The sequence below is a fragment of the Syntrophotalea acetylenica genome, assembly GCF_001888165.1.
Taxonomy (GTDB): Bacteria; Desulfobacterota; Desulfuromonadia; order Desulfuromonadales; family Syntrophotaleaceae; genus Syntrophotalea; species Syntrophotalea acetylenica.
The window spans coordinates 637,595-651,456 of record NZ_CP015455.1 but is presented as its reverse complement, the minus strand read 5'-3'; the positions used below and the strand labels follow the sequence as shown (position 1 = coordinate 651,456).

Here is a 13,862-nt window from a genome sequence, read left to right as displayed (position 1 = left end):
GTCCTGCCACCACCGAAAAAATGAGGCCGCATGTCATCAGCAGAGCCGACATACCTGCTCATCGTCCAAAGTATCGCCGCCGACAATGCGTCGCTGGCCCGGCTGCGCCCGCTTCTGGCACGCGAATACGGACTCGATGCCTATATCCTGAGGCAGCGACTCATCGGGCGCGGCCCCAACCTTATTGCCGAAGGGCCGCGGCAGCGGCTGGGTCTGATCGCCGCCCGGCTGGCGGAAACGGGCATCCACTGCCGGGTGATCGAGGTGCGGCCGCCGCGTTTTGTGCCGCTGAGACTGCGCGCATTGCGCATCCAGGACAGTGAAATGGCTCTGCTGACCGATGAGCGCAGCGTCGCTCTCGGGCCGAACCACAGGGTGCTGGCGGTTTTGGCTGACATCTCGGGGCAGGCCGCCGCCAGGAATCTCAAATTTCTCATGGCCCAGCGGGTCTACAACGGCCGCCGCGAGATTCTGCCCCTTGACGACGAGGAATTCACCAGAGCCATCCTGCAAGGCAGCCCCATCCTGGACCTGTACCGTTTCGGTGGGCAGGGCCGCATTGATGCCGGCGTGCGCATCTTTCCCGGCCGCTTCGATCCAGGCGGTCTCGGCGAACAAGCCTCCCTCAGCGCTGTCGGCAACCTCAAAACCGTCCTTGAAAAAATCCGGGAACAGGTGGCCGATTGCCGCCTGGTGCTGGATTTCGGACTCGCCAATCTGCCCGGATGCCGACTCAAAACCCCGGAAGACGGGCTTCACTGGGAACGGGACAACCTCGCGGCCCTGACCTGCTTCGGCTGGCTGATGGCGGATTTTGAAACCGCTCCGGCACCAGGCGGAATTACGGCATCCGCTGCCGCGCCGCTGCCTGAAACCATGCCGCAGGAATTGCCGGAGGGCAACGCGGGCCGCCTGGAATTGCAGCCGGCTGGCGACAGCCTCCCGCCACCCCCTATGCGTAATGTGTCAAACGGCAAAAACCTGCGCTTGCCTATCGGCATGGCCACGGCCGCCGGATTTGGTCTATTGACAGTCATCGAAAACGATCTGGCCACAACCTGCCTCGATTGGGCCATGCGTACCGCCGTACTTCCCGCCATGGTGACCGGATTGTGCCTGTGGGGCGGTTTTCACTTTCTGCGCCTGAAGCGGCAGATCGAAAACACCCCTACGAGCAAAACCCGCTCCCTCTCCATGGGACTGGTCGAGCTGCAGGGGCGGGCGATACGCAAATATGCACTGGTGTCTCCCTTGAGCCAGACATCGTGCGTCTATTACCGTCTGCGCAAATATCGCCGCGACAGCAAGAACAATTGGCGACTGGCCAGCACCAGCGATAGCGGACACGTGCCCTTTTATCTGGAAGACGACACCGGCAGGGTCACCATCGATCCCCGGGGCGCCACCGTTTCGGCAGGCAACCGACAGGAATCCCGCGGCGCAGCGGCCGCCTCCCTGTTCGGCGCCTTCGTCGGCAGCGACCAGGAAAAATGGGTGGAAGAAACCGTTGCCGAGGGCGCCAGCCTTTTCGTTCTTGGCCAGGCCCGGGAAAACCGCACACCCGTCAAGCCACTGAGGGAACGCATCGCCATGGCGCTCCGTGAACTCAAACGCGATCCCCAGGCGCTGCAACGCTACGACACCAACGGCGACGGGCGGCTTTCTGAAAGGGAATGGGAACAGGCCCGCGCCGGCATCGAGCGACAGGTTCTGGAACAAAGCCTGTCGAGCGCGCCGGAACGCCCTGCACCGGGCGACCGGGCGGTGGTCGGTCGACCACGCAAGCGCGGCATCCCTTTCGTCATCACGGAAACCACCTCGGAAAAGCATCTGTTGCGCAACTATGCCCTGCTGACCATGCCCCTGTTCGCCGGCGCACTGGCCGGCCTGATCTGGACAGGTCTAATACTGCGGAATTTCATGCAACCGTAAATCGGCTGCAGACAAGGAGAAAACCATGGCTTTTGTAATCTTTCTGGGGATATTGGGATTGCTGCTGCTGATTCCGGCCGTTTATGGCGTCACCATCTACAACGGCCTGGTCAGCCTGCGAAACAATATCGATCGCGCCTGGAGCAATATCGATGTGCTGCTCAAGCAGCGTTTCGACGAACTGCCCAAACTCATCAAGGTCTGCGAAGGCTACATGCAGCATGAGCAGAAAACCCTGGAGGCGGTCATCAAGGCACGCTCCATGGTACAGGGTGCGCGCGGCCCGCAGGAAAAACTCGAAGCGCAGAACCTGCTCACCGACACCCTGAAATCCCTGTTCATGGTGGTGGAACGCTATCCCGAACTCAAGGCCGATACCCTGTTTCGCAGCCTGGGAAGCCGCATCTCCGAAATCGAGGACCAGATCGCCGACCGGCGTGAATTTTTCAACGACTCGGTCAACCTGTACAATATCCGCATCGAGCAGTTCCCCGATGTGATCATTGCCCGGGGGTTCAACTTCGCGCGCCGCTCCCTGTGGAAAATCGACCCCGCCCACCGCCAGGATGTCGAGGTCATATTCCAGCACACATGAGTTTCGATCCGTCGATGCTGCAGACCGCCCCGGTGTCCCCGCCGGGGTTTTTTTGCGTGGGGTAGTGTCCATAAGGCACATTTGCCGCTGGACGAAGCAAAAAAGATTGCTAACATTAAAATATTGATTTAGTCGGCGTTTCCGCCGGGCCGGTGCCATTGAGTCGCTGCATCGATCGGCCTTGAACCCCTGAAGGCCGTGTGATAACATCACTCAAAGTTCCTCAATGAGCCTCGGCTCAGCTCTCTGTTATCTAACCATGGAGGTCCATCATGAAAATCACTTCCTTGATTGCAGCGGCATGCATCCTGGCCTGCTGTACCCTGCCGGCGGTTTCCCAGGCGGAAATCAAAACCGGCGTTCTGACCCTGTCGCCGATGCTCGGCGGCATCACCATGGAAGGTGACCAGCCCGTCGACAGCAGCGGCCTTGCCTACAGTCTGGGACTCGGCTACAACTTCACCCCTAATTTCGGACTTGAAGCGGTGCTCGGCGGCGCCAATCTCGACAAAAAAGGTGGCGGCGATGCCGACTTCTGGAACTATCGCCTCGACGCCCTGTATCATTTCATGCCGGAAAACAGGCTGGTTCCCTACCTGGCGGCCGGTGCCGGCGGCTACACTCTCGACAGCGACGATGAGTTCATGGCCAATTACGGCGCGGGCCTGCTGTACTTCCTCGGCGAAAACGTCGCCCTGCGTGCCGATGTGCGCCACATGATGGGATTCAACGAAAGCAATCTCGAACACAACCTCATCTATACCGCCGGCTTTAAATTCCAGTTTGCCGGCACCCAAGCGCCGGTCAAAAAAGAAGAGCCGGTGGCGGCAGCGCCCGTGGACAGTGACGGCGACGGCGTAACCGACGATCTCGACCAGTGCCCCGACACCCCCAAAGGCGCTCCGGTCGATGCCAAAGGCTGTCCCCTCGACAGTGACGGTGACGGCGTTTACGACTACCTCGACCAATGCCCCGGCACCCCCGAAGGCGCACCTGTCGATGCCAAAGGCTGCCCCCTCGATAGCGACGGTGACGGCGTTTACGACTACCTCGACCAGTGCCCCGACACCCCCAAAGGCATGAGCGTCGATGAAAAAGGCTGTGAGCTCAAACTTACCCTGCGCATCAACTTCGATTTCGACCAGGCTGTCATCAAGCCTGAATACAAGGGAGAGCTCGACAAGGCGGCGGCTTTTGTACGCGCCAATGCCAACGTCCCCTATATCCTGCTGACCGGGCATACCGACAGCAAAGGCAAGGACGCCTACAATCAGCGCCTCTCCGAGCGGCGCGCCGAGGCGGTTCGCCAGGCCCTGATCAACAATTACGGGCTGGATCCCGCCAAACTCAAATCCCGCGGTTATGGCGAAACCCGGCCGGTTGCCAGCAATGACACCGAAGAAGGCCGCTACATGAACCGCCGGGTGGAACTGGTCTGCTGCACGGTTGTTCCCGAATAGCACCGCAGCCAAAACAGACTCATGCAAAACGGACAGGACCGGCTACCCCGGTCCTGTCCGTTTATGTACCGCCTGGTTTTCCCTCTTCCTGACCATCGGGCACATCCTTGTAACACCTGGCGTCCCCTTCAAATCATTGCTTTCCACGAACCCTGCCTTTTGAGCCCGCTAGCCTGAATTGATAAAAACCCCTCTATTTTCCGGCCACAGCGGGCACGTATGGATATGCCCTGACACCCTGCAGCCTTGACATTGCACATAGCAGCTCAGTAACGTGATTGGTCCTTAACCTGCAGCAACACGATGGAGAGACCTGTTGAAAACAGCCTGACTAAAAAAGATTGAAGTCCTCCAGGATGATATGTTCTTCGGACACGCCAAGGGTCTTGAACTGAGCGACCAGGGCCGAAACCATGGGTGTCGGTCCGCACAGGAAAATATTTTTGTCCCGCACTCCCTCTCTTACCCGGCTGTCGATGTATTCCGCGGTAATCAAACCCTGCCGGTCGGCAAGATACAGTTCATAGTAATGACCGCGCTCCTCAAAGGCTTTAAATCCGTGAAAATGGCTCTGAATCACCTCATGTTTTATATCATTGTCAAAGCAGGCCTGGTCTTCGGTGATGCAGACGTAGAAAAGGGAAACGAGGGGGCTTTTCCAGTTTCGGATGCATTCCGGATGCATTTCCATGAGCTTCTCGCCGGCTTCGTCCAAAGACAAACGCTCTTCGGAATGCAGGGCGACATGCCACATGCCGAGGAAAGGCGTGATGCCGATGCCGCCGCCGATAAACACGCAATCCCGATCGGCAGCCAGGAACCGGTCGCTAAAGCGACCGTAGGGACCGTAAACACTCACGGCATCGTTTTTTTCAAGCCGATCGAGACTGCGGGTGTGGTCCCCGACTTGCTTGATCCCGAGCTTGAAGCGGGAGTCCCGGTTGTACCCGCAAGCGATGGAATAGGGATGCGGCTCAGCGGCAATGCCCTGCTTATGAACCACCAGATAGATGAACTGGCTTGGCTTGAAGTCCATCCTCTGCCCTTCAGGAGCAAAGGTGATTTGCAGAATATCGCCATGTTTCTCTATATCGTCGACGCAGTAGGCATAACGGGGCCCGTACCTGGCATAGAAAAACCGGATATAAAGATACGCCAGCGCCGCCAGGCCGAGCAGGGCATACATCCATAGACCGAGCAAGGGGTAACGGGCAATGTCCCGATCCACAACGATGACGTGCGCCATGACCGCCAGCAGAACCAGGCCGAACCACTCGTGACTTCTCTTCCAGCGATGGTAGGGGATCCTGATCCACAGGGTAACCGCCAGCAGCCCCGCCATCAGCAGCAAGGAGGCAACCCCCAGGTTGTGCCCCGCAAGATACCGGTCACCGCCCGGCGCAAGAAACCACAAACGTCGCAGAAATGCCGGGACGTCGGGCATCCGGTCCAGAGCCAGAAAGAGTGGATGCGCCAGGATCAGAAAAAACGCCGCTTTTCCAAGGCGCTTGTGAACCTGATAAACCTTGTCGAGTCCGCCGAAATAGTCTTCGAAAAACGCCATCCGGGCCGACAGCACGATGCACCAGCACATAAGCACCGTCGCCAGCAGGGAGGCAGCCTTGGCCGGATATTTGTAGAAGTTGTCGAACCCCTCGTTGAAGTACCACTTGCTGCCCAGCCAGAGGGCCAGGGTCAAAACAAGGGAGAAAATTACCGGACCCAGATTCTGGTGCGAGCGGGAGGTGGTCAGCATAAGTGTCGGCCTCCTGTAAGTGACTGCAAATGATTATCAAGGCAAAAAAGAACCGTTTCCGGTTGGTAACCCGTAACAATTCTACCCTGTTTTTCAATCTTTGCCTTAAATATCGCGGATGCCGCACCCATCCGGACGTTTCATACGCCCCGCTGCTGTCTGCCCTGTTTTCAGTATTCATCCGGAAATTCAGGATGAATACTAATTGTGCTCCCGCGTCTTGTGAAAAACGATTCCGGGCCACTGCTCCATGGTGTGCCCGAGGCGCCATTCGCTCGATGCGAGGTAGGCCAGCTTGCCCTCGGCATCGCGGGCGAGGTTGACCTGATTTTTCTTTTCAAAATCATCCAGCAGCTTGCGGTCGTCACATTCCACCCAGCGGGCGGTGGCGTATTCCACCCCTTCATAGATGGCGTCGACGCCGTATTCAGTCTTGAGCCGCGCCATGATTACGTCGAACTGCAGCACCCCTACCGCGCCGAGAATGTAATCGGTGTTGAACAGCGGGCGGAACAGCTGCACGGCGCCTTCCTCGGCCAGCTGCAGCAGACCCTTTTCCAGCTGTTTGCTCTTGAGGGGATTTTTCAGCCGCACGCGACGGAAATGTTCCGGTGCGAAGTTGGGAATGCCGGTGAACTTGAGGGGTTCCTTGTCGGTAAAGGTGTCACCGATCTTGATGGTGCCGTGATTGTGGATGCCGATGATGTCGCCGGGATAGGCCTCTTCGACGTTGGTGCGGTCCTGCGCCATGAAAATGGTGGCATTGGCAATGTTCACATCCTTGCCGATGCGATGATGCCGTACCTTCATGCCGCGATGGAAGGTGCCGGAGCAGACGCGGAAGAAGGCGATGCGGTCGCGGTGCGCCGGATCCATGTTTGCCTGGATCTTGAATACGAAGCCGGAAAAATCCTCCTCGTAGGGGGATACCTCGCGGGTGGTGGTCGCGGCGGGGCGCGGCGGCGGCGCCTGCTCGACGAAGGCATCGAGCATTTCCTGGACACCGAAATTATTGATGGCGCTGCCAAAAAACACCGGCGTCTGGTTGCCCTTGAGGTATTCGGCAGGCTCGAAGGGGTTCGCGGCTCCTTCCAGCAGCGCGATGTCCTCGCGCAGCTGATCGCCCTGGCTGCCCAGCAGCTCGTCGACGCGCGGATCGTCGAGATCCTCGATCACCACCAGATCCTGGGGCCGCGTCTCCTGGCCGGCGGTAAACAGACACAGCTGCTTGCGATAGAGGTTATAGGTGCCGCGAAAACGCTTGCCCATGCCGATAGGCCAGGACAGCGGCGCGCATTCGACCTGCAGGGTTTCTTCGATATCGGCCAGCAGATCGAGGGGCTCGCGCCCTTCGCGGTCGAGTTTGTTGATGAAGGTCATGATGGGGGTGTTGCGCATGCGGCAGACCTCCATCAGCTTCTGCGTCTGGGTCTCGACCCCCTTGGCACTGTCGATAACCATCAGCGCGCTGTCCACCGCGGTCAGAACACGATAGGTGTCTTCGGAAAAGTCCTGGTGGCCGGGCGTATCGAGCAGATTGATCTCGTAGTCGCGATAATTGAATTTCATCACCGACGACGTCACCGAGATGCCGCGCTCCTGCTCCATGGCCATCCAGTCGCTGGTGGCGTGACGCGCAGCCTTGCGCGCCTTGACGGCGCCGGCCATCTGGATCGCGCCGCCGAACAGCAGCAGTTTTTCGGTCAGGGTGGTTTTGCCGGCATCGGGATGACTGATGATACCGAATGTGCGCCGGCGGTCGACTTCCTTGCGGTGGTTCCTGTTCACAGTGATTCCTCATGCCTTGAATGAAAAAAAACCGGGCCTTAAGGCCCGATGGACGAAGAATCATAGCGTAATTCGCAACAAAAGGTCAATGCCGGCGCCATCGGCGCCCGTCATGGCACACTCAGCGCGCGGCGCCGAATACTTTCTTGAGCAACTCCGTGGTCCGGGCAGCGGGATTTTCCCGGATCTTGCGCTCTTCCTCGCCGACCACGTAAAACAGCCCGTTCAGGGCCTGATCCGTTACATAGCTGTCGAGATCCAGCCCCAGGCTTTCACCGAAGGGCAGGGCCTTCAGCCTGGCGTCCAGATCCTGGAAATAGCGGGTTGCGCCGACACCGGCGAGGGAGTCGTGTACCACCGGACCGAACAGTTCCTGCAGCCTGCCGCTGGTTTTGTTCTTGAAATAATCGGTCGCCGCCGTGTCACCGCCGCCGAGAATCTGCCGGGCGTCCTCGATACTCATATCCCCTATCGCCTGCCAGAAAATCTCCTTGGCCTGAGGAGCCGCCGCTTCGGCGGCGCGGTTCATGCTCTGCGAAAAAGCATCGACCTGCGCACCGTAGCCGGCCAGGCGCAGCAATTTCTCCGATTTTTGCAGAGGACCGGGCAACGGGATGCGGATTTCGGGATTGTTGAAATAGCCCCCTTCCCGGCCGACATCGGCGACGGCGTTCTGGGTGCCGATCACCAGGGCCTCCTTGAGTCCGGAGGCGATATCGCCCTCGGAAAGCGACGCCCCTCCACTAAAGACATCCTTCACCCCCTTGAAAAAATCCTCGAATCCGGCCAGGGCAGGAACTGAAAAAAGCATCAACAACATACCCGCCGCGCTGATTCTGCCTGCCAGCCTTTTACCGATGCACGTCATGACCTGTCTCCTCTTTTAAGACGGGAAAAGTCTCCGGGGAAAATTGCCGTTCACGTTCAAGACTAGCCATGTCCTGCATGCTTTGCAAGCAGAGGCGCGTTAAAAAACGACGCGATCCCGGCCCTCCTTTTTGGCCTGGTAAAGATAGGCATCGGCCCGGCTGAGCATATCGAGCAGATTGCGCCCCGGCTCGGAACTGATGCCGATGGAAACCGTGATCCGGATCGATTCGCTGTCGCTCGCCATGCACAGAGGCAGATCGGCGATGGCACAACGTATCCCTTCGAACAGGGGCACCACCTCTTCCTTGCCGCCCGGCACCAGAGCGCAGAACTCCTCGCCACCGATACGCGCCACGACACTCGAAACAGGCAGTTCCTCCTGCAACAGCTTCGCCACCTTTTTCAGAGCGAGGTCGCCTGCCTGGTGGCCAAAGGTGTCGTTGACCTTCTTGAAGTGGTCGATATCGAGCACGGCACAGCAAAGCGCCTGGCAGGAACCCATCATCTGATTGTAAATACGGTCGCCATGCTCGAACAAAAAGCGCCGGTTGGATATGCCGGTAAGGAAATCGGTAGTCGCCGCGGTGCGAATGGCCTGAATGTTTTCCAGATTTTCGATACTCTGGGAAATGCGGCAGTAGAACTCCTCGGTGAGAAAATGCTGCTTTATGATAAAATCATTGGCGCCGCATTTCAGAAAACGGGCCGCCATGACGTTGTCACCCAGAGCCGAGATGCCAATAATGGCCAGGTTCTCCTGGGAATGGGTCTTGCGGATGGTCTGGGTCAGTTCGAAACCATCCATATGGGGCATGTGAAAATCACAAACCACCAGTTTGATATCGGGATGCCGGGCCAGGTGCTCAAGCGCTTCACCGCCGTCGGCGGCCTCCAGCACCTGGTAACGGTGCACCCGCAGCAGATCGGCCATGACCTGTCGCTGCAGGGGCGAATCGTCCACCACCATGACCTTGATTGCGTCGTTGCGGTCCAGGCGGTTGAGCAGCGTCACCAGATAATCCAGGCTTTGAGCGCCCTCTTTGTACACATAATCCACAACCTTCTGTTCCCATATACGGTCGCGAATTTCTTTGTTGACAACACTGGTAAAAACAATGACCGGGATATGCTTCTGACGAAGCCTGGCGACAATTTCGCCTCCCGGCGCATCCGGAAGGTTGAAATTCACGATGCCAGCGGCAAAGCCCCCGGGCGTTTCTTCAATAAATTGACAGGCTTCCTGCATGGTGCGGGCCCAGCAGACCTGCCGGCCGGTTTCCGCCTCCAGCTTTTTTTTGAGCATGCGCCCGAAAAACCCCGAATCCTCCGCAACCAGCACTTTTTTCATTACCACGTCCCTCCTCGAAAAACCTGGCAAACGCCCGTCGGCGTCAACATAACATTCCACTTTCAAACCCGGTTTTTAAAAGCAAGAAAAATGCCTATCCTTCCAAAAGCAGGGATGCGAAACGGCGTCGGACTCTTTTGCGGCAAACGGCCCGCCAATGATCCTCGGAAGGCCGCACAGAAGCGAAGAGAAGCGTGGCCCTGGCGGCGGGATTCCATAGGTCCGTTGACGATTTCGCAGTCCCCGGCTGGCGGGCAGCACTGCGGCGGCTTCGCGCCTCATTCCCCGCGCTTGCGCCCCCGCCAATCGTTGATGCTCCACGACAACTGGGTCCACATACCACGCAGCAGCAACAGATCTTCCCTGTCGATAGCGGCCTGATGCAGCATGCGGCGCAGGCGGTTCATGACGGCGGCCGGGCGGGCGGGATTGAGAAAAGCGATCCGCGTGAGAACGCTTTCCATCTGCGCAAACAGCGCCTCGCATTCCGCGGCTGCCGGCCGCTGCCCGGCAGGCTGTGGGGCTGCAGGCAGAACACGGGGCGAGCGAGTGAACTCATACAGGAACAGCAGCACCGCCTGGGCCAGATTCATGGATCCGACCTGCTCGGCGGTGGCGATGGCGGCGCTATGGGTGCACAGGGAAACTTCCGCGCTGGTCAGGCCCGAATCCTCGCGGCCGAAAACCAGCCCGAGCCGCTCATCCCCCGGAAGGGAAAGCGCCAGATTGGCGGCCTCCGCCACATCTAGCAACTCGCCGCGCAGCTTTCCGGGGCGGCGGGTCGCCGCTATCGCCAGGGGCAGGTCCGCCAATGCCGTGTTCAGGTCGGCATACAGGCGGGCGCGGCCAAGCAAAGGGGCGGCACCCACGGCAAACTTGCGGGCCTCGGGATGCAAATGTGGGCACGGGTTGACCAGACGCAGATCGCCAACCCCGAAATTGCCCATGGCGCGGGCCACCATACCGATATTGCCCGGATTCTGCGGCTCCACGAGGATCACACTGATCCTTTCAGAAACATCTGTATTCATGCCTGGCAGCATAACCCAGACCTCTCGCCCCTGAAAGAGCCTTTTCGTGCCGCGTCAAAAATGGCCGGGATTTCCGGCGGTGGCCCATCTGCCTGCGAACAGGCATGACATTTCTTGCCGGGTGTATTAAATTGGTGCCCCGAGAATTTCCTGCATGGGGCAGATTCGCAAGCCGCGGGCAGGAACTCTCGGTGCTACGCAAAAAGTATAATCGCAGCCGGTCGACGCTAACCGGCTGCCACAAAGTGAAAAGCATTTTGCCGCATCATCCCAACTGAGAGGTCCCATGACACCAACCATCACCGTTCTCGACGGCGACCAGACCGGCCAGGAACTGCTCATTGAAGCCCTGCGCGTACTCGCTCCCGACGTAACGGGAGTCCCGGTAATGTTTGAGCATTTCGATCTGAGCCTGGAAAACCGCCGCAAAACCAAAAACCGGGTTGTCCATGAAGCTGCCGCAGCCATGAAGCAAACCGGTTTGGGGCTCAAGGCCGCCACCATCACACCGGCCGTGAAGGGCGACGTCGGCAGCCCCAACGCCATTCTTCGCGACGAGGTAAACGGCACCGTCATCGTTCGCACCGGGCGCCGCATTCCTGGCGTGCGCCCCGCCGGCGGCGCCTACGCACCGATATCGGTGGTGCGCATGGCTGTCGGAGATGCCTATGGTGCCGAGGAGTCCCGGCAGGGCGACGGCCTCGATGAGGTCGCTTTCCGTACCGAGCGCATCACCCGCCGCCACTGTCACGCGGTTGCCGAATTTTCTTTCCGCCACGCGCGCAAACTCGGGGTCAAGGTGTTCGGCGGCCCCAAATTCACCGTCAGCCCGATTTACGAAGGCATGCTCAAGGAAGAAATGGACGCCGCGGCACAACGCTATCCGGACGTCACCTACGAGCCACAGCTTATCGATGCAACCTATGCCCTGCTGCTGATCAACGGCGGTGACGGCATGGTGATACCGGCCTTGAACCGGGATGGCGACTGCCTGAGCGACTTTGTCCTGCAGATGTTCGGCTCTATCGCCGGCGCCGAATCCCTGCTGCTGTCCTTTGATGAAAACTGGGAGCCGGCCGTGGTGATGGCCGAAGCGCCCCACGGTACCGCACCGTCCCTCGAAGGGAAAAATATCGCCAATCCCATGGCGATGATACTGGCTGGCGGCGCGCTGCTCCGCTACATCGACCACCGCAACGCCCACCGGGCGGCCCGCGCCATTTATGAATCGGTCTTCGAAGCGGTGCATCGGGGCGTCAGCACACCGGATCTCGGCGGCAGCTGCACCACGACCGAATTCACCGAGGAAGTGATCCGCCGCGTCAAATCGAAACTGGAAGTCTGGGAGGCGCTGGGCAACTGAGCGGGCGTACGCCAGAGCGATGCGATACCTGTCCCACCAGCCATCTCATCCCGACATGATCGGAGGTACCAATTCATGAGCGTCTCCAACCCCCTGATCCAGATGGAAACGAGCTTCGGCGAAATCCTGTTCGAACTGGACAGAGCCAAAGCGCCCGTCAGCGTGGAGAACTTCCTGCGCTATGCCCGTGCCGGTCACTATGACGGCACCATTTTTCACCGGGTCATCAAGGGCTTTATGATCCAGGGCGGGGGACTGACCCCCGAGATGAAGGAAAAGCCAACCGACGAACCGATTGTCAACGAAGCCCGCAACAAGCTGAAGAACAAATCCGGCACCATTGCCATGGCCCGCAGCGAGGAGATCGACAGCGCCCGTGCCCAGTTCTTTATCAACACGGAAAACAACCGCGACCTGGATCATGCCGGGCTCAACCCGGCGGTGTTCGGCTACGCCGTGTTCGGCCAGGTGGTGGACGGCATGGATGTTGTGTATGAAATTGAGCGGGTGGCGGTCGCCAGCAAAGGGGGATACGCAGACGTTCCTCTTGAGCCGGTCATCATCACCAGGGTCACGGTCATCGATTGAGCACTGGCAGGCTCCGCACCCCGGAAACAAGACGGAGCCTGCCTGTACGGGTATCAGTCCAGACCGGCGATGTTTCTCAGAAACAGCAGCTGCAGAAAAAACGGAACACTGTAAGTCGCGGCAAAAGTGGCCTCTACCGGACCGAAAAAAGCGCAACTGAAAGCAAGAATCAGGATGTAATTCGGAAACAGCAGGCACACCAGCGACGTGGCCCGCAACGCCGGAGGCAGGCGCCGGCAGGCTACCCCGAACAGCACCATCAGTCCGGCCACCATAGCCCCGCCGGCAGCCATGGCCTCCAGCGCCAGACCGGGCTGTTCAAGGAAAAATCCCGAATAGCGGGAAAAAACCCCCACATTGGTGATGCCGACGGCGAACAGGGACAAAGGGTAGCTGCAACGCAACAGTCGCTCCGTGGTACGCGGCAGCCATCTGGCGCAGATCCGTCCAAGCAGGGCTGGCACGAAGATCATCACCGCCAGCATCCGCACCATCGGCGCCAGGCCGACCTGCATGGTTTGCCCGGCAAGTGTGGCCACCAGAGGCGGCAGTGTGAAGGGCAGCACCAGGGAAGAAAGGATCACCACGGCCGCCGCCACGAAGATATCGGCGCCGAACAGGTTGGCAAAAAAGGGGGCCAATACGGCCGTCGAGGCGCCGGCCACCAGCAGCCCCGCCAGTTCGTAACCGGGCCAGAACACATGGAAGAGAGCATAGACCAGCAGGGGCATCAGAACGGTCTTGACCAACAGCACCGCCGCGGTGGCCAGGGGCGCTTTCAGCGTGTGTCTGAGCAACCCGCGCATATCGATGCCCAGAAACGACAACAGCAGCAGCACCATGACAAAGATCGACGGCGCATGCCACAGCGGTTTTGCCAGCTGTGGCAGAAATATCCCCAGCGCCATGGTGGCGTAGCTGATCAGCAGCAAAATCGCATCTTTTTTTCGTAACATACGAACCACTTATACAGAGAACCACGACACCGGTGCCTTGTCCCCAAACATCCGGGAAACGGGCGCAGCGCCTGTTCAGCGATGTGGCCCTCCTCCCCCGGGGGTGGTGTCGTCCGCCTGCCGTACCATGCAAAAAGCCGGCGCGGTAAAACTACCGGACCGGCTTGGTTATGGT

Annotated in this window: 11 protein-coding genes; 5 read left to right on the top strand and 6 right to left on the bottom strand. The window is 59.2% G+C overall.

What is annotated here, in order from left to right:
• Window positions 1-30 precede the first annotated feature (30 nt).
• From A6070_RS03000 to A6070_RS02990, 3 genes are all read left to right on the top strand, one after another.
• Window positions 31-1,932 (top strand): GIDE domain-containing protein, encoded by a 1,902-nt coding sequence (locus A6070_RS03000; protein WP_072286995.1) that lies wholly within the window; start codon window positions 31-33, stop codon window positions 1,930-1,932.
• 25 nt (window positions 1,933-1,957) lie between these two features.
• Window positions 1,958-2,527: a LemA family protein gene (locus tag A6070_RS02995; RefSeq protein ID WP_072286994.1), complete on the top strand. Its 570-nt coding sequence runs from the start codon at window positions 1,958-1,960 to the stop codon at window positions 2,525-2,527.
• Between the two features lie 272 nt (window positions 2,528-2,799).
• A complete protein-coding gene (locus A6070_RS02990) occupies window positions 2,800-3,987 on the top strand; it encodes an OmpA family protein (RefSeq protein WP_072286993.1) in 1,188 nt (395 codons plus the stop codon).
• 331 nt (window positions 3,988-4,318) lie between these two features.
• Here A6070_RS02990 and A6070_RS02985 read toward each other — a convergent pair whose 3' ends face one another.
• The 5 genes from A6070_RS02985 to A6070_RS02965 all read right to left on the bottom strand — a co-directional run bounded on the left by A6070_RS02985 (window position 4,319) and on the right by A6070_RS02965 (window position 10,780).
• Entirely contained in the window at window positions 4,319-5,743 is a 1,425-nt protein-coding gene (locus A6070_RS02985; protein WP_072286992.1) for a ferredoxin reductase family protein, read from the bottom strand.
• A gap of 201 nt (window positions 5,744-5,944) precedes the next feature.
• On the bottom strand, window positions 5,945-7,531 hold the full coding sequence (locus A6070_RS02980; protein ID WP_072286991.1) for a peptide chain release factor 3: 1,587 nt from the start codon (window positions 7,529-7,531) through the stop codon (window positions 5,945-5,947).
• 121 nt (window positions 7,532-7,652) lie between these two features.
• On the bottom strand, window positions 7,653-8,399 hold the full coding sequence (locus A6070_RS02975; protein ID WP_072286990.1) for a DUF4197 domain-containing protein: 747 nt from the start codon (window positions 8,397-8,399) through the stop codon (window positions 7,653-7,655).
• Between the two features lie 99 nt (window positions 8,400-8,498).
• Complete coding sequence (locus A6070_RS02970) at window positions 8,499-9,749, bottom strand: diguanylate cyclase (RefSeq protein WP_072286989.1); 1,251 nt, start codon at window positions 9,747-9,749, stop codon at window positions 8,499-8,501.
• Window positions 9,750-10,027: 278 nt separating this feature from the next.
• Window positions 10,028-10,780: an RNA methyltransferase gene (locus A6070_RS02965; protein WP_072288113.1), complete on the bottom strand. Its 753-nt coding sequence runs from the start codon at window positions 10,778-10,780 to the stop codon at window positions 10,028-10,030.
• A gap of 286 nt (window positions 10,781-11,066) precedes the next feature.
• Here A6070_RS02965 and A6070_RS02960 point away from each other — a divergent pair, with 286 nt between their 5' ends.
• Together A6070_RS02960 and A6070_RS02955 are read left to right on the top strand one after the other, a co-directional pair.
• Window positions 11,067-12,143 (top strand): isocitrate/isopropylmalate family dehydrogenase, encoded by a 1,077-nt coding sequence (locus A6070_RS02960; RefSeq protein WP_072286988.1) that lies wholly within the window; start codon window positions 11,067-11,069, stop codon window positions 12,141-12,143.
• Between the two features lie 75 nt (window positions 12,144-12,218).
• Window positions 12,219-12,731, top strand: a complete 513-nt coding sequence (locus A6070_RS02955) for a peptidylprolyl isomerase (protein ID WP_083558679.1) — start codon at window positions 12,219-12,221, stop codon at window positions 12,729-12,731.
• Between the two features lie 53 nt (window positions 12,732-12,784).
• Here A6070_RS02955 and A6070_RS02950 read toward each other — a convergent pair whose 3' ends face one another.
• Window positions 12,785-13,687 (bottom strand): hypothetical protein, encoded by a 903-nt coding sequence (locus tag A6070_RS02950; RefSeq protein ID WP_072286987.1) that lies wholly within the window; start codon window positions 13,685-13,687, stop codon window positions 12,785-12,787.
• Window positions 13,688-13,862 lie beyond the last annotated feature (175 nt).

Coding starts and splice junctions, on each gene's coding strand:
- A6070_RS03000 (WP_072286995.1), top strand. CDS start 31: ATGTCATCAGCAGAGCCGACATACCTGCTCATCGTCCAAAGTATCGCC.
- A6070_RS02995 (WP_072286994.1), top strand. CDS start 1,958: ATGGCTTTTGTAATCTTTCTGGGGATATTGGGATTGCTGCTGCTGATT.
- A6070_RS02990 (WP_072286993.1), top strand. CDS start 2,800: ATGAAAATCACTTCCTTGATTGCAGCGGCATGCATCCTGGCCTGCTGT.
- A6070_RS02985 (WP_072286992.1), bottom strand. CDS start 5,743: ATGCTGACCACCTCCCGCTCGCACCAGAATCTGGGTCCGGTAATTTTC.
- A6070_RS02975 (WP_072286990.1), bottom strand. CDS start 8,399: ATGACGTGCATCGGTAAAAGGCTGGCAGGCAGAATCAGCGCGGCGGGT.
- A6070_RS02970 (WP_072286989.1), bottom strand. CDS start 9,749: ATGAAAAAAGTGCTGGTTGCGGAGGATTCGGGGTTTTTCGGGCGCATG.
- A6070_RS02965 (WP_072288113.1), bottom strand. CDS start 10,780: ATGAATACAGATGTTTCTGAAAGGATCAGTGTGATCCTCGTGGAGCCG.
- A6070_RS02960 (WP_072286988.1), top strand. CDS start 11,067: ATGACACCAACCATCACCGTTCTCGACGGCGACCAGACCGGCCAGGAA.
- A6070_RS02955 (WP_083558679.1), top strand. CDS start 12,219: ATGAGCGTCTCCAACCCCCTGATCCAGATGGAAACGAGCTTCGGCGAA.
- A6070_RS02950 (WP_072286987.1), bottom strand. CDS start 13,687: ATGTTACGAAAAAAAGATGCGATTTTGCTGCTGATCAGCTACGCCACC.